Consider the following 20,575-nt stretch of genomic DNA (forward strand, 5'->3'; position numbering starts at 1 on the left):
CGCCCAGGTCGGGTAAGGCCCCGGGAGCTGCGCATTTTATATCCGGCTAACCTGAAGGAAAGGTGCCCAATAGGCAGAACACTGCCCGACCATTAGGCAAGGCCGTTTCCATTTGAGAGGCCCAACGGCGCGCCTAGCGGGCGTCTCCGAGCCAACCCACTGGCTCACCTGGGCCAGATCGTCAGGAAGGCCGAGACATATGGCAACACTTCCCCTGCTCCCGCCGGCACTTTTGTGGCGCACGAACAACCACCCCAGCAGTGGAACTGATGGGCGGTCACCAAGGGCGCGATGATATGCACCCGGTCGCGTTTCATCATGATCCTGCCTAGCCGGGCGCAAGCCAGGAGCGCTCCCCATTCGTGGGGCTGAACGAATTACTCCACTCAGCCTTGCCTTCGGAGGAGATCTGGCTCATAGCCAGTTGGTGACCCCCGCCCGCCGGCACCCGCGGGACCGGTCACCCCAGGTCGGGTAAGGCCCCGGGGACCGCGCATCTCATAAAGGTGCCCAATAGGCAGAACACTGCCCGGCCATGAGGCAAGGCCGTTCCTCTTGCCACTGGCTCACCTGGGCCAGATCGTCAGGAAGGCCGAGACATATGGCAACACTCCGGCTCGCGTTCGTCGACTGGACGTTCCGCAACGTCGAGCAGAGCGAGGCCATCGGAACCCTGGGCGGCCATCAGGTGAAGCTCACCGGGCAGCGCACCGTGGCCACGGATGAGGCCCCCCTGGGCACCGCCATCCTCAACGGGACGTTCACAGACTTTCAGACGGCGTCCTTCACCCCGCCCCTGCCCGCCTCGGACCTCATGGAAATCGTCGGTCTCAGGGGCGGGAGTTCGTTCAGAGTGGAATTCGATGCCGAGGTGAAGGATCCCGTCTTTCATCTGGGATCGCTCGCCTCGACCCTGGAATTTCTGGATCTTCCGGTGGGTACGGAGGTCACCCGGCTCAGCGGCGACACCGACAATTTCAAGGTCGACGGCAACAAGGTCACGGGCGAGGCGCGTCAACCACCCCCAGGCGAGCCCACTGATTCCAACGGCAGCGTCCGCCTGAACGGGCTCTTCCGGTCGATTGCGTTCACCCTGAAGCCGAGGTTCAAGGGCGGCTCAGGGAAAGACGGCGTACACTTCCAGATCGGCGGGATGGTAGAAGCGGGAAGCGACACGGCCGAGATCAGAATCGACAGCAGTGGTCTGACCTTCACCGAGTTTTCCGTCTCAGGTCACAGCCCAGATCTCGTCGACGGCGCGGACGCGCCGGTACTCTCTCTCGCTCCCGGGGTCTACGGCATCGAGCAGGTCCCCGGCCAACCGGCGAGCTTCGAATTCCAGGTCACGCAAGAGGGGTTCGTCGAGTACGACGCCGCCAACGACGCCTTCCTCGGAGGACGCGGCACCAGCACGCTGATTCTTCGCGGCTTCCCCGTCTCGCTCGACGGGCGGGCGCTGTCGCACGACTTGGAGGCATTCCTCAAGGGCAGCGCGGCACGGTTCGCGAGGAGCTCGGCCCACGAGCTGACGCTCCTGCCAGCCGAGGGGTACGGATTCGTCCCCGGCCCGAGGGTAGTGGTGCCGCTGTTCGACGTAGGTGTCGACGGAGCGGTGCACCTGACCGACACCGTGGCGCAGTGCGGCTCGGTCGGCGTCTCCGCTGACGGCACACCCCTCGTCACCATCCACGGAATCACCGTCACCATCGACGGCCGAGCCCTATCCCACGACCTTCGGCCGTTCCTCAACGGAAACGACGCAGTGCTTTCGCGCGCCACCGTCCATGAACTGGTTCTGATCCCTGCCGAGGGCTACGGATTGGTCCTGTCGCGAGGCTTCGCGGACTTCCGTTTCGCGGTGACGACCGACGGACGGATCAGTATCGGCCCGGAACATGCCGCGTTTGCCGAGGTCGCTGAACGAACCCTCACGCTGCGCGGGTTCAAGGTAACCATCGACGCGACAGCTCTGTCCCATGATCTGAACCCTGAGCTTCTCGGGTGGTCAGCGGGGCCTCTTTCGCGGACGACCACCCATGAGCTGACCCTGATGCCGGGCCAGAGCTACATGTTCATCCTCGCCAGGGGCATGGCCGACTTCCACTTCGCAGTGACGACCGACGGACGGATCAGTATCGGCCCGGAACATGCCGCGTTTGCCGAGGTCGCTGAACGAACCCTCACGCTGCGCGGGTTCAAGGTAACCATCGACGCGACAGCTCTGTCCCATGATCTGAACCCTGAGCTTCTCGGGTGGTCAGCGGGGCCTCTTTCGCGGACGACCACCCATGAGCTGACCCTGATGCCGGGCCAGAGCTACATGTTCATCCTCGCCAGGGGCATGGCCGACTTCCACTTCGCAGTGACCACCGACGGACGGATCAGTATCGGCCCGGAACATGCCGCGTTTGCCGAGGTCGCTGAACGAACCCTCACGCTGCGCGGGTTCAAGGTAACCATCGACGCGACAGCTCTGTCCCATGATCTGAACCCTGAGCTTCTCGGGTGGTCAGCGGGGCCTCTTTCGCGGACGACCACCCATGAGCTGACCCTGATGCCGGGCCAGAGCTACATGTTCATCCTCGCCAGGGGCATGGCCGACTTCCACTTCGCAGTGACGACCGACGGACGGATCAGTATCGGCCCGGAACATGCCGCGTTTGCCGAGGTCGCTGAACGAACCCTCACGCTGCGCGGGTTCAAGGTAACCATCGACGCGACAGCTCTGTCCCATGATCTGAACCCTGAGCTTCTCGGGTGGTCAGCGGGGCCTCTTTCGCGGACGACCACCCATGAGCTGACCCTGATGCCGGGCCAGAGCTACATGTTCATCCTCGCCAGGGGCATGGCCGACTTCCACTTCGCAGTGACCACCGACGGACGGATCAGTATCGGCCCGGAACATGCCGCGTTTGCCGAGGTCGCTGAACGAACCCTCACGCTGCGCGGGTTCAAGGTAACCATCGACGCGACAGCTCTGTCCCATGATCTGAACCCTGAGCTTCTCGGGTGGTCAGCGGGGCCTCTTTCGCGGACGACCACCCATGAGCTGACCCTGATGCCGGGCCAGAGCTACATGTTCATCCTCGCCAGGGGCATGGCCGACTTCCACTTCGCAGTGACGACCGACGGACGGATCAGTATCGGCCCGGAACATGCCGCGTTTGCCGAGGTCGCTGAACGAACCCTCACGCTGCGCGGGTTCAAGGTAACCATCGACGCGACAGCTCTGTCCCATGATCTGAACCCTGAGCTTCTCGGGTGGTCAGCGGGGCCTCTTTCGCGGACGACCACCCATGAGCTGACCCTGATGCCGGGCCAGAGCTACATGTTCATCCTCGCCAGGGGCATGGCCGACTTCCACTTCGCAGTGACCACCGACGGACGGATCAGTATCGGCCCGGAACATGCCGCGTTTGCCGAGGTCGCTGAACGAACCCTCACGCTGCGCGGGTTCAAGGTAACCATCGACGCGACAGCTCTGTCCCATGATCTGAACCCTGAGCTTCTCGGGTGGTCAGCGGGGCCTCTTTCGCGGACGACCACCCATGAGCTGACCCTGATGCCGGGCCAGAGCTACATGTTCATCCTCGCCAGGGGCATGGCCGACTTCCACTTCGCAGTGACGACCGACGGACGGATCAGTATCGGCCCGGAACATGCCGCGTTTGCCGAGGTCGCTGAACGAACCCTCACGCTGCGCGGGTTCAAGGTAACCATCGACGCGACAGCTCTGTCCCATGATCTGAACCCTGAGCTTCTCGGGTGGTCAGCGGGGCCTCTTTCGCGGACGACCACCCATGAGCTGACCCTGATGCCGGGCCAGAGCTACATGTTCATCCTCGCCAGGGGCATGGCCGACTTCCACTTCGCAGTGACCACCGACGGACGGATCGTGCTGGATCCGCGGTACTCCCGTTTCGCCGTGGCTTCCTGGCGCACACTGACCATTTCCGGCTTCGCGGTCACCGTGGACGGGCGGGCTTTGCCGCATGATCTGATGCCGGAGTTGCTGGGCTGGTCCGCCGGCGCCCTGTCACGCAGCGTCGCCCATCAGGTCACGCTCATTCCGGCGGCTGTCTACGTGCTGACAGCGGTCGGAGTGCAGGGCGTTCGCTTCCAGTTCAGTCTCGGTGTCGACGGGGTGATTGCAAGGCTCGACGGGCCTGACGCGTTGATACTTTCCCTGGCGGCGCCACTGGCGCCCCGGGGCAGCCCGTTCGCACTGCGCCGCGCGCTCGACGTGGTTCGCCTGGAGCACGACACCAAGGTGATCGACGTGGACGCCAGGGAGGTGACGCTGGGCAGGATCCACGAGTGGGAGCGCATGGGGGCCCCGACGCATCATCCGAACTTCGGTGGCACTATCCACGCGTTCGTGCGCGGGGCCGAGAAGAATCAGGACCGGCGGCGCGAAGAACTCGCCGCCCTGCGCACCCGGCTCGACGGCGCCGCTCAGCAGCTCACCACCGTGCTCGACGCCGAGGCCCCCCTGTTCGGCGAGCGGACCAACGTGCCGATCGCACTACTGCCCGTGCGCATCGAGACGAAGTGGGCCGCCGACAAACGCAGCATCAAGGTGCGGGTGTACCCCGACGACATACATGTCGACGCGTTCGAGCCGGCTCTGACTCGCCACGAGCTCGAAGCGGCCCGCGCCTACTGGGCAGATCCGGGCGACCGGGCGTGGCGGACACTCCTCGGTACCGTGTCCGCACCGCGCGCGGCATGGGCCACGCGTGCCACACGCCCTGGCGCGCCCGCCCCTCGACTGCGGGATCCGGCGCGCAGGCAGGCTCCCGAGGTGTCCACGCTGCCCGCCCAGTGGCGCTTCCTCGGGTTTGTCGGCGGGCAGGCGGTCGTCGACCAGACCGGCACGGCCATCCCCGACCCGCTCCCGCTCGGCCTGCTCGCCGCCGACGAGTCCGCGCCCGATCACGGGCATGCACAGTGGGCGATCGACTTTGACGCCGCGGTGGCCGCCGGCATGGGGGCCGTACTGGCCCTGCCCGCGGGTTGCGACCACCTGGACGAGCTTTTCGTCATCGGGGTCAGCGACCTGCCACCGGAAGCCGGGGCGGAACGGCTGCGCCGGAACCTGCACGGTCACGCGTTCACCGACGGGCTGGGCTTCCTCTCGCCCGGCATGCCGACGAACAACACGCCGGAGACTCGCTCCGTGTGGTCTTCCCGTCCGGTACCGATGCCGCCCGGCCCGCTGCCCGCTCTGGCGGACCGTACCGACGCCGCCCGCCTGGCACGGGCACTCGGACTGGGCCCCGTAAGCGGAGCTGGACCCGGTCCGGGAACCGGTGACGCGGCGTTCCTCGCCGAGTGCCCGGGTGCCGGGCACGACGGCGACGGACCCATCGCCGCGCTGTCGCAGCTGAGCTGGTGGGCGCTGGCATTCGCGTTCCAAACGGAATCGCTCATGCTCGACAGCGGCACCGCGCTGTCGGAAGAGCAGCGCGAGCAGGCCAACGCCCGGTGGCAGAAGGTGCGGGCTCATCTGGCCGAGCACGTCCGCAGCCGCGGACCCCTTCCGACCGTCCGGCTCGGGCGGCAACCGTACGGGTTCCTCCCGGTGACGGCCGTCGACGAGTGGGTTCCGGACCGCCCGGACGGCGCCGACGCGCTGATCCTGCCCTGGCTGCAGCGGCTGCGCCATCACTGGAGGGGCGCGCTCGCGCCGGGCTGGATCCCGCGCGTGACCGACGGCACGCCGGCCGACCGGATCGCCGCGGACATCCTGTCGAGGCTTCCGGTGTCGAACGACTTCGTGATCCGTCGCGAAACGACGTCCCGGGGCGGACACGAGAAGTGGGACGGCGTCAGCAAACGCGCGCCCAGTCCCACCGTGGCGGTTCCCGGCGTCCGGTCGGGCGTGCGATGGACCATTCCGTCCGAGCTGATCAGCAACCTGTCCTGGACTTCCGACACCACGGAACCGGACTACTCCCTCGTACCGAAACGCCTTGCACCGAACGCCGACAAATATCCAGACCTCTTCGACGCCAGCCACCGGCATCTCGCTGACGCCGTGGCGGTACTCCGCAACCAGCTCACCGACGAACAGTACGTGGAACGTTGGCCGTTGACCGGTGAGGGCTTGCCTTCCCCTGACCGCAAGCCGACCGTCTTCGGGCACTTCCGCTTCAGCACGGCGGCGCAGAAGCCCAGCGACTTCGTCCCACTGATGCTGAACGGCGACAGCCGGGATGTCTTCCACACCCATACTGGCGGCTTCTTCGGCGACGAGACGGACATCGCCTTCACGATCCCCCAGGCCGTCGACCGGCTGGTCTTCATACGACGGCAGGGCGGGCCGACGGCCGAGGCCGACGCAGCCGAGATCATCGAATCCGTACGGCCGGGGCTGTCGGCGGCCGATGCGATGGCGGCGGGTCTGAAAGCCCTCGCCAGAGTTGCGCCGAGTGAATTCCTGCCGCTGGCCTTCGAGTTGCTCGACGTCTACTCCCACCGGTGGGACGCGTGGGCGACCTCCTTGGCCACCAAGAGGCTCGGCGAGAGCAGGGCGGCCGGCACCACCGGCATCCGCCTCGGCGGCTACGGCTGGGTGGAGAACCTCTACCCCGGTTCGGCGAAGCCGTCCGACGGGTACGTGCACGCCCCCTCGCTGCACCACGCGGCCACCGCAGCCGTGCTCCGGTCCGGCTATCTGGCTCATCGCGACGAGGCTCCGCCGCCCGTCGACGGGCAGCCCCAACCCCAGGCCGACGGTGCGCTCTCGCCGCTCGCTGTCGACCTGACCTCCCGGCGGGCCAGGACAGCCCGCTGGCTGCTCGGCGGGGTCCGGCGCGGTCAGAACCTGGGGGCGCTGCTCGGGTACCGCTTCGAGCGGGCTCTGCACGATGCAGATCTGGACCGGGAGAAGGACAAGTTCCGGCAGACGTTCCCCGCTCCGGTCACCCCCGAGCCCACGACCGGGCAGCCCGACCCCGAGCTCTGGGCGCGCAGTTCCGCGGCGATCGCCGCCCGGAACGTCGTCGACGGCATCGCGCTCGCGCGGGCCCACGCGGCCGGCACGGTGGACGGGCTGCTGCTCGCCCAGGGGCGGCCGGCCGCCGACCCGCTGGTCCTTCCCCTGCTGAACGATCTGGTCGACGCGCTCGACGCGGTGAGCGACCTGCTGCTCGCCGAGAGCGTGCACCAGCTCGTTGGCGGGAATCCTATTCGGGCAGGCCTGGCCGCCGACACCCTGGGCAGCGGTCAGCACGTACCGGACCGGTTCGACGTACTGCGCACCCCGCACCGGGGGCGGGCCGTCACCCACCGCATCGCGGCTGTGCTGCCCGCCTCCCCACCTCGTCCTGCCGGGTGGGGTGCGGACCTGTTCTCCGAACTCGAACCGCGGGTGGACGCCTGGGCGGCGGGTCTCCTCGGGCCTGCCGCCGCATGGAAGCTGGCCGGTAGAGTCAAGGACGGATCGGAGTCGAAGCCGTTCGACGTCACGCTCGAACGGATCGGGTTCAGCGCACTGGGACTGGTCCTGGATGCCGCCGGCAGCACGCACCGCAGGCTGTACGCCAGACTCGGTCGGCTGTCCCAGATCTCAGCGACGGAGGTCGAGTTCACCCGGGGCTGGGAGGAGCTATGCGCAGTCGCCGGCCGGATCCAGGGCCTGCTGGCGGGGGCCGGCCCCCTGCTGCTGGCACACGTTTCCGAAGACCAGCCCGGCGGCCCCGACCTGCCGGTCCCCGACAACGAGGAAGTGCGGCGGCGGGTCGCGGGCTTCGTCGCCGGCCTCGCCGACGCCGGGCTGCGCAACAGCCTCGGCATCGAAGGCGACCTGACCCGCCTCAAGGCACTTGCCGCGGACGCGACCGCTCCCGGCTGGCTGGGTAACGTGACCCGCGTCCTGGGCGAGCTGCTCGGCACCCCTCTTCCGCTCACCGCGCTGCTGCCCGGCGCCGCGCTGCCCGCTCCCGCGTCCGGTACGTCCGGCGCGGCCGTGGCCGACTGGGTGCGCCGCTTCGGCACGGTCCGGCCGGCGGTCCGGACCTGGCACGAGACGCTGCTGCTGGCGGGCGCCCGGGCCGGCAGGCCCTGCCAGCTGTCCGCGTCGCAGCTGCCCCGGGGCGGCGCATGGATCGGCGGGACCTTCGACCCCCTGAAGCGGCCCCCGGCCCGTCGGCACCTGGTCTGCCACACACCGGCCGATCTGCCCGCCGACAAACCGATCGCGGGGATCGTCTTCGACGAGTGGGCCGAGGTGCTGCCCGGCGCCGATGCGCTGGCCGCGACGAAGACGGGCCAGGACCCGGTCCCGGTGGAATCGGAGATGACCGGAGTGGCGTTCCACTTCGACCGGCCCGATGCGAAGGCGCCGCAGGCCGTCCTGATCGCCGTGCCACCCAATCCCGTGCGCGGCTGGACCGCGGACGGACTTGCACTCGTGGTCCGCGACACCCTGGAGCTGGTCAAGATGCGCGCGGTCGACCTTGCCGATCTTCCGCTGATCGACGACATACTCCCCGCCTGCCGGGTGGGCGACTTCGGCACCACGGCGCTGGCGTCGATGCTGGAGGACTTCTGGATCGAGCTGGCAGAGGAGTAACCGATGCCCCGGACAGCGTTTGAGCACAGCGGATTCTTCCGGTTCAGGCTGGAGCCGCTCTCGCGTACCCACGAGGTGGCCTCCGGGCTCGCGGCCCGCGTCCACGATCCGGCATGGGCCCTCGTCCGGCAGTGGCAGTTCGGCGAATTCGCCGGCCAAGACGCCGGCTCGCCCGTGCTCGCGCAGATCGACGGGCACAGCACCCTCATTTCCGCATGGCGGCCGGCAGGCCAGGGGGATCCGCCGACACCGGATGGTCCCCGGCCCTGGGTGACGTACGACCCGACGACCGGTCCGCTCGATGCGCTCGTCGAGTCGGAGGACGGCGGCGGGCCGGACGAATACCTGCGGGTGGAAGGCGGCGCGCATTTCGTCCGGCTGCTGGACGAGGCGGGCCTGATGGCCAAACTCCCGCAGGTCATGGCCGTATACGCGTTTGAGTCGATGCCGGCGGAGCCGGTGAGTCTCGTCACGCTGCTCGCGCCCGACGTCCCCGATGCGGTCTCACTGGCCAAGGATCTGGACGGCGACGGGCTGCGCGTACCGGGGCTGGCCGCCGTCGGCGAACAGTGGATCGGCTGGTGGCACGGGGTCGCGTCCGCGACAGCGCCCTCCGGACCCGGTACGCCCGATGCGCTCGACACCTTCGATCCGCACCGCTTCGAGCACAGCGCGGACTTCTCGTTCGGCGACCGGGTCTTCCATGCCGAGGAGTACCTCGGTGACGGCCTGGACTGGTTCAGTGTGGATCTCGACCCGGCCGCCTCACCGGCACCGGTAGCGTCCTCCGCTCCCGTCAGGTCGTTCCATCACGAGGTGGTCCCCTCGACCGTACGCTTCGGCGGAATCCCTGCCGACCGCTTCTGGGAGATGGAGGACGCCCAACTGGACTTCGGGTCGACGGACGTCTCCGCATTGGACACCGGCCGCCTGCTGATGATCGCCTTCGCCGAGGTCTACGGCAACGACTGGTTCCTGGTCCCGCTGGAAGTGCCGGCCGGTTCGCTGACGACGCTGAAGCCGATCGTCGTCACCGACTCGTTCGGCGCCACGCACACCGTCGAACGCGCCGGGCGCGACAACCCCCACTGGAACCTGTTCACGGTCACCGGCGCCGACGACGGACTGCTGCTCCTGCCGTCCGGACAAGGCGCCGTCGGCGAGCGGCTCGAATCGGTGATGCTGGCGCGCGACGAACTGGCCAATCTCGCGTGGGCCGTCGAGACATCCTTCACCGATGCCCGGGGCGAGCTCGTCGACCGCAGGGCGCGCTGGCTGCACATCGCCCCGCAGGGGCCGCCGCCCAACCCGGCCGGTTCGTACGCGGTGCAGACGATCGTGCCCGACTACTGGCTGCCGCTCGTGCCGCACGCGATGACGGCGGCGTCGATCCGGTTCGCCCTCGTGCCACTGCTGCAGCCCGGCGCGGACTCGAAGCCGCTCGGCAGTCTGCTGCACACCGACCACTGGGTGCACGAGGAGGAGGTGCCGAGGGAGGGGGCGCTGGTCACCCGCCGCCCGGTGCTCGCGCGGTGGTTCGACGGCTCCTGGCACGTGTGGGTCCGCCGCGAGAAGAACCCCAGTGGCGGTGAGAGTTCCAGCGGACTGCACTTTGATGTGGTCCGGCCGTCCGAGACATGGCCGTAGGCGGTACGTACCACAGCCGCGATGCAACGGTTACGTCACGCAGGCGGTTCGCCGACCATCGCGCTCGCCGAGAACGCCAGTTGGAACGGGCGCTGGAAGAGGATCCGCGCGAAGTTCGAAGCGGCCAGGCCCTCCCACCCGGGAGGGTCCTGGCCGGGGGCGAGGGCGGGCGGGCGTCCGCCGGTCACCCGGGGTACGACGAATCCGTTCACGGTCGGGACTTCGTCCCAGGTGAGGTTGGGCCAGGAGTCGAACGGCGGGGATTGGGGCGTGCGGACGTCGAAGCCGAACTGGGCGCCGCGCATGGGTTCGCGCATCACGAACATCCAGTGTTCGGCGACGGCCTGTGCGGCGGTCAGGCCGGCGAACCCGTACAGGTTGGTGCGTTCGTCGACGGGCAGTACGAACCTGGGTTCCTTCCAGGTGACGTCCGGGCTTTCCACCTTCCGGTCCACGGACTTGGCGGCGAGGACGACGGTGCCCGGATACCGCTGCAGTACCTCGCCGCGGATCAGGACGACGAGAAGGCTCGTGCCCCGGTCGGGGTCGTGGTCGCCCAGTTTGTCGTCCAGCGCCCAGCGGGCGATCTCGCCGTAGCCGGGGGCGGCGCCGCCCGGCGGCCAGAAGCGGGAGAACGGTGTGCCCGCCTCGTCCGTCGGATACTCGCGCCACCGGAGCTCGCGGTTGAACTCCTGGTTCAGTCCGACCAGCATCGCCTCCACGAAGGCCGGGTTGGGTTCGAGGAGCGTCGAAGAGTTGTCAGGGAAGGCCGAGATGCCCGGTACGGCCCATTCGGGCCAGCGGGTCAGCAGCTCCGCCCCGACCGGGAACCCGAACTCCGGGTGGGTCATGATCGGGCGCAGCGGGCGGGCGTCCTGGTCGGTGCGTTCGCCCATCACCACCTGGCCGAGACGCGACGTCATGTGTCCCATAGCCTGCGGGACCGGGCGGATAGCGCTCCGGATGCGCGTGACGAGTGTGCCGGACGTCATGCCCAGACCGGCTGCGGCCAGTAGGGGTGTGGCTCGCTCCTCGGCTCTGATCTTCCGACGGATCCCGCGCAGGGCCCCCTGCCGCGCTGGCGGCCGCGCCGCCGCATGAGGCTCACCCGGCTGTTCCCGTTCTTGCTTCATGACGAAGAGGGCTTCGAGCTCCTGTCTCGGGTTGCCGAACTCGGGGAACATCGGGCTTGCGATGCCTTCCTCGCAGAAGTCGACGGCGATCATCCACAGCCCGAACAGCACGTCGTTGAGGGTTTGGGATGCGAAGGCGGCCGACGGGTCGCCGGCACGGGCCTCCGATGCGGCCATCGGCCCGTGTACGACTTCGCCGGCCGGCGGGATCGCGGAGCGGTCGACCCCGGCAAGCCAGGTCGATGGCAAGGAGAGCTTCGAGGCGTCCAGGGCCCGGCTGAGGAAGGGCGCGGCGGCCGGCGCGCTCACGTCACTCGCCGGGACCGCTGCTGGCGCTGGCACCGTGGCCGCCGCCACCTGCATGGCCCGGCTGCTGCGGCGGCGGAGCGCGCCGCCGGGGCGGGTCAGCCGGACGAAGGCCGTCGTGGCGACGCCGTCCGGGACGGCTGAGTGGCGCAGCAGGCTCGCGACCGGCTGTCCGCCCGTGCCCTCCTCCTCGGTCTCGACGACGTCACGGTAGAGCGAGGACAGTTCGGTGAGCGGGGCGGTCCGCATGGGGTCGAGGTGTTTGGCCTGTGCCGCCCGGGCGGCCTCGGCGGCGAGTTCCGTGGCCGCGAGGGCCTGGTTCGCCTCGTTGACCTCCCCGACCTGCTCCCAGGCGCGGGCCATCAGGAATTCCTGTTCCAGCTGGACGTAGCGGGCGCCGATCGCGGCCGCGATGCGATATTTCACCTGTGTGTTCAGCTCGTTCATCCAGCCATCCGCGGGAACCTGCTGCGCGCCGGTGTGGTGGCTTCCGTACAGGGGTGCGGCGACGGCTTTCTCGTCGCGGTCCGGCGGCATCCCCACCCGGTCGGGCTGCCGCCGGGCCGCCGGCGCGTCCAGGTGGTCGACGATCAGCTCACGGAACTTCTGCATGCTGGCCGTGTCGCTCCACACGTCTTTCGCGGTGTCGGTGTGCGGCAGCCGCAGGGCGCCGTGGACGCGCACGGTGACCTGCGCGGGTGCCACGCCCTGCAGTACGTCCTTGTGCGGCCACGGGTGGCGTACGTCCACGGTGCGGGAGCCGAAGCCGTCGAGGCTGTCTCCCTCGACCGGTGCGACCTTGCGGGCGAGTTCCTCGAACGATCCTTTCGGCCCGGTGCGAAAGCGCCACGAGTGATAGACGGGCAGCCGGGCGTGCGGCTGTCCGGGCGACCATGCCGGGGCGGTGCCGTCCGGCGGCGGTGTGTCGCCGAGACCGGCGGCGACGCCCGCTTTGGTGGCAGGGACCACGCACGCCAGCCAGCCTTGGTCTGGATCGAGCGCGCGCGGGCAGATCAGCCGGGCGACGACGTTGTCGACGCCGCTGCGTACATCCCGGGTGACGGCGCCGTCGGGGGTCTCGCCGTCCTCCACCCGCGCCTCGACGTGTACCAACGCCCAGGCGTCGCCCAGGTCGGGCAGTGCGGTCGCGGGGGCTTCGACTACGGGCAGCGGGACACCCTGCTTCAGGTCGCCCTCGTCGTCGCGCAGGACGAGCAGGGCCAGCCATGGCACCTTCCGGGCGGCTGGGAAGCTGAGCAGCCACGGGAGGCTCGCGTCCGAGAACTCCACATGGGCGAGGTAGTTGGCCGGGCTGTTCGGGCATCCCGGCGGCGGTTCCTCCCGTACGACCACCGCGCGGTCGAAGCCGATGGTGTCGCCGGGGCCGAGGAGCTGGAGGGCGGGGCCGGGGCGGTCGGGGAAGGTCTCGTCCTCCATGCCTTTGATCGCCCGGGTGATACGGACGGCGGGGCTGAACGACGGCCTGGAGCCTGTCACCGATGTCGCGTCGGCCGCGGCGCCGACCTCTGCGGACGAGATGAACCAACGGCGGGTCATCGCAGGATCTCCACCTTCATCGTGTCGATCGGTCGTTGCGCGGCACGCCACCGGTCGGCCCTCTCGGGCGCGCGCACAGGGCGGGCGAAGCCTTCGAGGACGAATGCTCCGGTGCCGGCCAGGGCCCGGCCGTTCTGCGGCGGTGGCCCGGTGAACCAACCCGACTCGACCTTGTAGCCGGTCTCGTAGCTCTCGTCGACGAGGTGCCGTGAGCCGATCCGGACGTCGGTGTCGGAGAGCCGGACGCCGCTCGTACAGTCTTCGAAGGCAGGGCGGGACAACTGCTCTTCGTCGTTCATCGCGAAGAATTCGCCGGGTACGAACGGCTCCGTGAGCGGTCCGAAGGTATCCATCGGTTCGTCCGTCGCACGCTCGACAGGGGTGATCCGCCACGACTGCTCGGGCACGCCCACCCGGTGGAACCGGGTGATCGGCTTTTCGAGCGGAACGACCTTCTCGCTCACGCGGAAGGTGGCGTCCGGCGCTGCCACTTCGCCGCGGGCCAGCAATCCGTTGGCCACGTCGGTGTACCGCAGGCCACTGCGGTCCGCCAGGCTGCGCTCGGCCGTCCAGGCGTCCGGCTTGGCCAGTGCGTCGCGCAACAGCGGGAGGATGTCCTCGGCCCGGGCCGCCGACGCCGGGAGTTCGCCCCACCGCTCGTCGAAGTCCAAGGACACGTCCCAGAACAGCACGGAGATGGTCCCCGTGCCGAACGCGTGCCAGGGCGCGGGCCCTTCCAGGGTGAAGTCGAGCCCTATGGAGGCCAGTCGCTCGCCGAATGCAAGGACGGCGACCCCGGCGTACACGTGCACGGCGAAGGACAGCGTCGGCTCCCACACGAAGAGCGCGTCGAGGCCGAGGTAGCCCTCCACACCGCACCCGGCGATCACCGCGTCGAGGTGCAGCTTGGCGCCGAACTGCAGCGAGTTCGAGGTCAGCGCCAGGTATGCCTCCGCGCGCAGGCTGATGATTCCGTTACCCAAGTCCATGGACAGTCGCTGCAGTTGGGGTACGCCGGGCGGGCGGGCGTAGCGCGGGTGGAAGCCGCCGGCGGACAGGACGAACACCGCCTCGCGTCCGCCGCGCAGCTGCAGGAAAAACTCACCGGCGACGGGCAGGCCGACGATGCGCGACCCAGTGAGGGTCGCCAGCAGCTCGACCGACGGCACACCGGGATCGATCTTGCCGAAGACGTTGGCCTGGAGCCGGATCAGCGGCACGACGGGATCCGGCAGGGCGATCGTCAGCCGGCCGACAAGGAAGGCCCGTACCGGGTCGGGCATGTCGAGGATGAGCGCGGCGGACAGGGAGACGATCCGGCCGCCCCAGGTGATGCGCACCATCGGGCCGATGACGAACCGGCTCCTCGCGACCGGGAAACAGGCTTCCAGGGAGCCCGCTATCTCGTCGGCACGGGCGACGGCGTTGCCCGGGAACAGGATCCGGTCGGCGTTGCCATCGAGGACCAGCCCGCGCAGACGCTCCTCGTCGCCCCGCCGGTTGACGCCGACAAGGCCGCCGACCGCGTCGAGCGCGAAGCCGAAGCTGAGCTGGATCCCCGGGTACCCGAACTCCGCACCGAGCAGTACCAGGAACGACAACTGCTTTTCATTGACGGGGAGTTGCAGCAGTCCGATCGCCTGTACGCGGACCACGCCGAGGTCGACGTCCAGGACGCCCGCGTACGCACCGCTGCCGGCTTCACCGCGCTGCTGCACCGCCCCGCCGCCAGAGACCGGGCCCGCAGCGAGCCCGATGCCCATTCCGGTGGGGAAGTTCGCCGAGATGCGCAGTGGGTCGACACCGATCCGGTCGGCGTCGAAGCTGACGGGCAGGCTGAGCCCCAGGCCGTCGAGGTCGGCGCTCAGCGGGAGGGCGGCCGGCTTCGCGAACAGGGACAGCGTCGGTCTGAGGACGACTTCGGTGCCGTCGTCGTCGAGTTCCAGTGCGAAGCGCCGGGCGGTTGCGCCCGGAAGGTTCAGGCTGACGGGGAGTTCGAGGCGGGCGCCGCCGTCCTCGAACCGCAGGCCGTCCGCGCGGCTCGCCCGGATGGCGAAGTCGGTCTTGCGAGTAGTCGTGGCGCCGCTGTCGCCCAGGAAGGACGAGAGCGCGGGCGGCAGTACGGCTGCTTGGAAGCCCAGCACGCCGAGTTCGACGGTGAAGGGGACCTGGGGTGACGCTGTCGCCGTGAGGTGGAGGGCGTCCATCGAGATGTGCGGCCCGTCGGCCGGGCCGCAGGTGATCTGAGCACGATGGGCCAGGGTGATCGTCGCGGTCCCCGCCGGTGTCACGGACGCGCCGCCGGGAGAGAAGGACGCGGTCCAGGCGTCCTGGGACTGCGCTTCGGCGGTGACGCTCCAGAGGCCGTCGGGGTGTGCGCGGCTGAACGTCACGCCCGGGGTGACGACGACATCGACGGTCGGGCCGGTGTCGTCCGGCCCCGGTGACACGGCGAGCACGGCGCGGGAGCCGCCGTCGGTCAGAACCAGGGCCAGACCGCGTGCCGCTCCGGGTGCGCTCTCCCATCCATGGGCGCGGACGGGCGATCCGGCTTCGGTGACGTCGCCGAGTGCGTCGCGCAGCAGCCGGAGCAGGGAGTGGCTGTCGGGGAGGGCGGCCAGCGGCTCCAGGAGCCTGTCCTGCAGTGCAGGGTGCTCGCCGGTGAGCGCCTGAAGGCCTGCCAGCGGGTCCCGTAGGGTGCGGGCCGCGTCGTCGGCCAGCTTCCAGAACAGCGCCGACACGGTCTTCAACAGTGTGTTCGGGTCCATCGCCGCTCGCCTTCCCAGCGGATCGCGGGAAACGCCGTGCTCTTTCGACAGTAGGTCCCCCGCCTGCCCGCGGCGAGTTCACGGCCAGCGGTCGCGGATCGTGGCCGGTCCGCGACCGCCGGCGAGCAACGCTTGACGGATGCGGCGTGGAAACGGCTGCGGCCGTTCCTGCCGGTCAGCAACGGACGTTGTGGCCGGTGGCGGGACCATCGGCAGGTGATCGACGGGATCCTGCACCGCGTTCGGACCGGAGTGCAGTGGCGGGATCTTCCAGAGCGGTTCGGCCCCTGGAAGACCGTGTACGAACGGCATCGGCCGTGGTCGGCCGACGGCACGTGGGAGCGTCTGCTCCAGCAGGTCCAGGCCGCCGCGGACGCCGCCTCCAGCCAGCGCTCGCCATGCTCGCTCTCTGAAGCTCGAACAGGCACAGCTGCTCGCTCGGATGCAACGCCTGCGCTGACCGTGACAGACGTAGGCATCCCCGCCGCGTTCCTGCCCTCCGGCAGGGACTTCTGGCGGGGGAAGCCGCCGCCTTCGTGCGGCGTTCGGAGCGGCGGCGGGCTCGATCGTTTCCCGCCGCGCTACGGGGCGATGGGACCGTTTCTCTTGTCCGGGTGCGCCGACAGGACGTAGCGGGTGGCGGACAGATTGGACAGGCCGAAGAGCTCCATCAGCCGGACGGGGTCGGCGCAATGGCGGGCTTCGTCGTAGATCCGGTCCACGCGCAGGACGCCGGCTGGCAGGCCGAGCCGTTTGAAGGGTTTCTGGACAACGCCGGCGCTGATGGGCGGGGCGGAGTCGTCCACGGCGGTGTTGCGAGTGACGAAGAGGTGGGGGTTGGAACTGTCGGGCCAGCGTCGGTGGCGCTGGAGTTCCCACCTTGTGGCCAGGCGCAGGGTGAAAGCGTCGAGGTAGACGAGGTGGTCCATGCGTCCCGGCCGACGTAGGCGTAGCAGGCCCTTGCTGCGGTCGAGGTCGGTCCGTAGGAGGCGGACGAGTTGTCCGGGGAGGAGAGCGTGGATGGCAACGAGGGCGACCATGAAGCGGTCGCGGGGGTCATCGAGTCGGTCGAGGAGACCGGCGATGCGATCGGAGGGCAGCGAGGTGGGCAGAGTCCGGCTGCTGGTGAGAGAGACGCTGCGCGCGGGATCGCGGAAGACGAGGCGTTCGCGTTTGAGGGCCCTGAAAAGGGAGCGCAGCGAGGTGTGGAGGCGGCGGGCCTGGTCGCCTCGGAGCGGGTCCAGGGCATCCTCGATGTGCTTCTTGGTGATCTCTCGGGGATCGGTGAGCCCCTCGGCGATCCATGCTTCGAGGGTGTCCAAGATGGCGGCTACGGTAGTTCTCGACGGTCTTGGGGCTGCGTGCCCGGCTTGGGGTGCTGCCTTGACCGAGGAGCACGTCGATGAAGGTGTGGACCGCGGCGGTGAAGGCCGGTTGGCTGATGGTGGTGGCGTGGTGTCGGGCGCGGGCGAGGCAGGGGTCGCTGGGCAGTTGGGCATGGAGCAAGCCGCGTACACGGAGATAGTTGACGACGCGGGCGCCTTGGAGGCTGGCGCGCATGGAGGCCAGGGCCCGGATGTCGCTCTCACGGATGGGGACGTCGGTACCGAGGTGTCCCGTGACGATGCGCAGAGTGCGGAAGCTGCCGCTGAAGGAGTCGGTGTTCCATCCGCGGTCGCGCATGTAGGTGGTGAAGTCGGTGACCAGGCTGGCGGCCGCCTCGGTGAGGGCGGGTGGCCTGGTGGTGTCCAGGCGCGTCCAGTCCCGGGGCGGGGCCGGGAAGAGCTCCAACTGGGCCCCGTCGAGGAGGTGCTCGGACAGTCGGCGTTCGGACTTGGTCCGGGCGCGGACGCGGCGGCGTTTGAGGGCGAAGCGGCCTTGAGGCGCCGCCGTGGCGGCCAGCAGGCGTCCGACGGCCAGCCCTGGGGCGTGCGGGCGGGTGAACCACAGCTGATCGCCGTTCTCCATCGCGACCTGGGCAGTATCGACCTCGGTTTCGGCCAGGACGATCCGGCACATGCGGCACATGCCGCTGCCGAGCAGCAGCATCCGGTGACAGCGCTCGCACTCCGCCTCGCTCCCGCCGCGCTTGCGGATCTCAAGGCACCAGCTGGTGCACGGCACACACAGGACCCGTCGGTCGTTCGCCCAGGCCAGACAGTGCGCGCACTGCCCCCGCAGCTCAGGGTCCCGCTGCCCGCCTTGGCGGATGGGGCCCGTGTTTCGCGGCGGGACCATCCGCCGCGACGGAGGCGGCGCGAGGAGAGCGGCCCGCCCCAGGGCCTGCCCGAGGATCGGGCCGTTGTAGAGGAGGTCCTTCAGTGCCTCGGCAGCGACCTGGTGCTGATCGGGGTCCCGGGCCGCCAGGGCCAGGCGGGCGAACCCCTCCAGCCGCCAGATCCATACGGTCCGGGCCCGTACCCGGCGCTCGTCCGCCATCTGCCGCAGCTGCTCGGAGACGGCCTCGAACCCGGGGATGTTCCGGTCGCCGATGCGGGCCGCATGGGTGCGGGCGAACTGGCGGGCCGGGGTGGGGAAGAGCCCCAGCTGCCCGGCAACCTGGGGCGGGCAGATCCGGGGATCGTCCTGCACCAGCCCGGGACACCGAGCCCGTAACCACGAGGGGATGCTGTAGCGCCGCCCGGGTTTGGCCTGGGGCATCCGCACCGGCCTCGCCTCGGGCAGGGCGATCCCGTCGATGTCCAGGGCGAGCTGACGCGGCCGGCCCGGGGCGAGGACTTCGTCGTGGAGCTCGCCCCAGGCCCAGGGGTCGTCCTCCCCGAGGCGAACAGCCAGGAGACAGGGCGCGCACACTCCCGCCCGCGTCACCGGCACGGTCCAGGCGCAGCGGCGGCACGCAGCCTCCGTCCAGCCGTCCCGGCCCGAGGACACGCGGATCCACGCCCACGCGCACCGCGGGCACATGGCGTTCCCGTTCACCGCTCCCCAGCCCGCGCACGTCCCGCACGACCCGAGCAGCCCAAAGCCCCTGATCACCGTTCGACCCGGGTCAGTTCGGCGGCAGCGGGCGCCGGGCCCCGCCGCTGCCAGGACGGGGAATTGGGCGTGCGGGCCCGCTCTCGCCGACGGCCCGCTGCTCGGTCTCCGGGCGTCCCTCGGTCGCGGCCACCGGCTCGGCTTCCATCAGGTCCGCGACCGTGCACTGGAGGGCGGCGCAGATCATGTCCAGGTCCTCCAGCCGGATGGTGACCGGCTTGTTCGACCACAGCGCGGCCACCTTGCTCAGGGATGGGGTGAACCCCACTTCCCGAAAGGCCGCCTGCAGTTGGGTCGGGCGCCAGATGTCGCGCTTGGCCGCGGCCCAGCGCAGGTTCCACTTCAACGGATCACGCCTCCGTGCTCAGCCGGCGAACTGCCCGCCGGGAAGACTCCAGGCTTGCCCGCTCCGGGTCGCCCTTCGCCGTCGCGAGATAGCCAACCGTGGTGGATGCCCAGACATGGCCGAGCAAGACCTGCACGTCCCACAACGGCATCCCCGCCTCATAGTTGTGGGTCGCGCACGCGTGCCGCAGCAGATGCGGAAAGAGCTCGCTGACCGGCCCCCGCAGATGCTCGCGCGAAGCCATTTTCAGCGCGCGCCGGAACGTGTCGGGCACCACCGGCGGCGCGAGCAATCCCTCCATGCCGGCCAGCGACTTCGCCAGCCACTCGGAAGGGAACAGCGGCGCCCGCGGGTCGCAGGGGTCATCCGGAAACTCACCCCGCACCTCCTCGACGTACCACCACAAGAGCTCGCGCCCCTCCTGGAAAAGGAAGGCTTCACGGTCCCGGGGGCCGGAGCCGCCGGCGCCCTTGCCGTGGACCAGGAACCGGCCCCATTGCCCGTTCTCCCAGTGCACGTCCCCGAGCTGCACCTGACACAGCTCCGCCGCCCGGACCCCGGAGATGTACGTCAGCTTCGACATCACGTAGTTCCGGACCGCCACCGGATACTTTCGCGCCTGCGGCAGAGCCTCGCGCCACGCAGCGAAGAACTCCTTCGTCGCCCGCGCCGACGGCGGGATCCGCAGCCCGAAGTCACCCCGGTGGACAGGCCGGTTGAACGCATCGACCGGCGATTCGACCACCGCACCGAACCGGCGGTGAATCTCGCCGGCGTACCGCTGTTCCAGGAAGGCGTAGTAGAGATCGATCCGGTTGATCTTCGACCGGATCGTCGTGTGCCGCGGCCTCTTGCCCGGACCCGCAAAGTACTTGTCCAGCTGCCGCGAGCTCAAATGCCACGGCATGACGTCGTAGTACGAGCAGATCTCCAGCACCGGCTGGACCAGCGACTCCAGTGTCCTCGGTGACAGCCCCGCGACGTCCCGGGCCCACACGTACTCGGCGAGAGAGTCCTGGTACAAAGCCCGCTCGGCTTCCGCCGATGCGGTTGCCGCACTCTGCCGCTGGAGCGTCAGGACGTCGGCCAGGCCCGGCTCTGGCTGCTCTTGCTCGCCAGACCGGCCCTTCACAACGACGTCGCCACCCGTGATCAGGGAGAAGCGGCGGGTCCCGGAATCTGTCACAAGCAAGCAAATTACGGAGAGAACTCATGAAATCTGCGAGGAATCGTCAGATCCCCA

8 protein-coding genes and 1 pseudogene are annotated in these 20,575 nt (G+C 69.4%); 4 read left to right on the plus strand and 5 right to left on the minus strand.

Features of this window, described 5'->3' with window-relative positions; genetic code table 11:
* Positions 1 to 601: 601 nt before the first annotated feature.
* Positions 602 to 8,578 (plus strand): hypothetical protein, encoded by a 7,977-nt coding sequence (locus tag OG698_RS00225; RefSeq protein WP_406100650.1) that lies wholly within the window; start codon positions 602 to 604, stop codon positions 8,576 to 8,578.
* A gap of 3 nt (positions 8,579 to 8,581) precedes the next feature.
* The gene (locus tag OG698_RS00230; RefSeq protein ID WP_406100651.1) at positions 8,582 to 10,225 is read left to right on the plus strand and encodes a hypothetical protein; all 1,644 of its coding nucleotides are present in this window, start codon (positions 8,582 to 8,584) and stop codon (positions 10,223 to 10,225) included.
* Between the two features lie 35 nt (positions 10,226 to 10,260).
* On the opposite strand, the gene OG698_RS00235 is transcribed toward OG698_RS00230, so the two are convergent.
* Positions 10,261 to 13,221, minus strand: a complete 2,961-nt coding sequence (locus OG698_RS00235; protein WP_406100652.1) for a hypothetical protein — start codon at positions 13,219 to 13,221, stop codon at positions 10,261 to 10,263.
* On the minus strand, positions 13,218 to 15,989 hold the full coding sequence (locus OG698_RS00240; RefSeq protein WP_406100653.1) for a DUF6603 domain-containing protein: 2,772 nt from the start codon (positions 15,987 to 15,989) through the stop codon (positions 13,218 to 13,220). Before OG698_RS00240 ends, OG698_RS00235 begins: the two co-directional genes overlap by 4 nt.
* A 132-nt stretch (positions 15,990 to 16,121) precedes the next feature.
* Here OG698_RS00240 and OG698_RS00245 point away from each other — a divergent pair.
* Positions 16,122 to 16,367, plus strand: a pseudogene (locus OG698_RS00245) (transposase); the annotation flags it as partial.
* Positions 16,368 to 16,570: 203 nt separating this feature from the next.
* Here the strand turns inward: OG698_RS00245 and xerC are convergent.
* Positions 16,571 to 17,311, minus strand: coding sequence for a tyrosine recombinase XerC (gene xerC, locus OG698_RS00250; RefSeq protein WP_406100654.1), 741 nt, complete (start codon positions 17,309 to 17,311; stop codon positions 16,571 to 16,573).
* 61 nt (positions 17,312 to 17,372) lie between these two features.
* Between xerC and OG698_RS00255 the strand changes: the two genes are divergently transcribed.
* The gene (locus tag OG698_RS00255; RefSeq protein ID WP_406100655.1) at positions 17,373 to 18,605 is read left to right on the plus strand and encodes a hypothetical protein; all 1,233 of its coding nucleotides are present in this window, start codon (positions 17,373 to 17,375) and stop codon (positions 18,603 to 18,605) included.
* A gap of 394 nt (positions 18,606 to 18,999) precedes the next feature.
* Here OG698_RS00255 and OG698_RS00260 read toward each other — a convergent pair whose 3' ends face one another.
* Both OG698_RS00260 and OG698_RS00265 read right to left on the minus strand, forming a co-directional pair.
* Positions 19,000 to 19,332 (minus strand): helix-turn-helix domain-containing protein, encoded by a 333-nt coding sequence (locus OG698_RS00260; protein ID WP_406100657.1) that lies wholly within the window; start codon positions 19,330 to 19,332, stop codon positions 19,000 to 19,002.
* Positions 19,333 to 19,336: 4 nt separating this feature from the next.
* Positions 19,337 to 20,518, minus strand: coding sequence for a tyrosine-type recombinase/integrase (locus tag OG698_RS00265; RefSeq protein ID WP_406100658.1), 1,182 nt, complete (start codon positions 20,516 to 20,518; stop codon positions 19,337 to 19,339).
* Between the last annotated feature and the right edge of the window lie 57 nt (positions 20,519 to 20,575).

The organism is Streptomyces sp. NBC_01003, from assembly GCF_045162695.1.
Classification (GTDB): Bacteria; Actinomycetota; Actinomycetes; order Streptomycetales; family Streptomycetaceae; genus Streptomyces.

Coding starts and splice junctions, on each gene's coding strand:
- OG698_RS00225 (WP_406100650.1), top strand. CDS start 602: ATGGCAACACTCCGGCTCGCGTTCGTCGACTGGACGTTCCGCAACGTC.
- OG698_RS00230 (WP_406100651.1), top strand. CDS start 8,582: ATGCCCCGGACAGCGTTTGAGCACAGCGGATTCTTCCGGTTCAGGCTG.
- OG698_RS00235 (WP_406100652.1), bottom strand. CDS start 13,221: ATGACCCGCCGTTGGTTCATCTCGTCCGCAGAGGTCGGCGCCGCGGCC.
- OG698_RS00240 (WP_406100653.1), bottom strand. CDS start 15,989: ATGGACCCGAACACACTGTTGAAGACCGTGTCGGCGCTGTTCTGGAAG.